General features: G+C 44.2%; 1 protein-coding gene and 1 pseudogene. Both read left to right on the top strand.

All coding sequences use genetic code 11. From position 1 onward, the window contains the following. Nucleotides 1-349, top strand: a pseudogene (locus A3739_RS13660) (valine--tRNA ligase); the annotation flags it as partial. 42 nt (nucleotides 350-391) lie between these two features. After that, on the top strand, nucleotides 392-1,070 hold a 679-nt coding region (locus A3739_RS13655), incomplete at its 3' end, for a ketopantoate reductase family protein (protein WP_068501739.1).

Below are 1,070 nucleotides of genomic sequence, written 5' to 3'. Positions count from 1 at the left end.
CCGTTTCGAAGAAAATGGCGCACTAATCAAATCACTCGCCAAACTTGAATCCTTAGATTGGGTTGATGGCGAAGAACTGCCAATGTGCGCAACACAGTTGGTTGGCAAAATGGAAGTACTTGTACCAATGGCAGGCTTGATTAACGTTGAAGCGGAGCTTGCGCGCTTGAAGAAAGAAGCAGGTAAAGCGGAAGGAGAAATCAAACGCTTACAAGGAAAACTTGGCAATGAAAAATTCGTCGCCAACGCGCCTGCTGACGTTGTAGAAAAAGAAAAAGAAAAGCTTGCTGCAGCCGAACAAAGCTTAGCGACGCTAAGCGAGCAAATGGAAAAAATCGCATCGATGTAATTCGATGCGGTTTACCTCGTTTTAGTAGATTCTGTCAGCACGATGATCGCAATTGTTGGTGCCGGTGCCATAGGTCAAATGTGGGCCTATAAACTGGGTGCGGACAACTGCGTTTTTCTCGATACCAGACCGAATGGAACCAGTAAAACGATCAACATTACTGTTCAAGATCAACAAGTTACCAATGAGCTAACTGTTCGCCAGCACAATCTACAGACACTCAAAGAAACTAAGCTCTACATCGAAGCAGTATTAATCTGCACCAAAAGTCATGCTGCTTGTTCAACAGCACATGCTCTGGACACTAATCTACTGAAAGCTATTCCTTTCGTTCTTTTCCAAAATGGGATGGGAAGCCAACATGAGATCGTTGAAGGGATTCAGCATCGCCCTATCTACGCAGCAAGTACTACTAGTGGCGCCAATATAGAGAAGCCAAATAGACTCGTTCTAGCTGGTGAAGGTACAACCCATTGCGGCCCTTTAAATAAGCACGCTTCACAACATGATGACTGGCCGTCATCACTAGCAAAAATAAGCTCTCACGCAGACTATAAGCACAATATTAAATCTACTTTGCAGCGTAAATTACTCATCAATTGCGGCATTAACGCGTTCACTGCGATCGAGAATTGTTCCAACGGCCAAATACGATCAACTCAAAGTTTCCAACAGTATTGGCCTTCACTGATTGACGAGTTGAGCGGACTTTCAAATATCT

The sequence above is a fragment of the Oleiphilus sp. HI0067 genome, assembly GCF_001635735.1.
The sequence above is the reverse complement of the archived record's forward strand: the minus strand, read 5'-3'. Positions and strand labels throughout refer to the sequence as shown.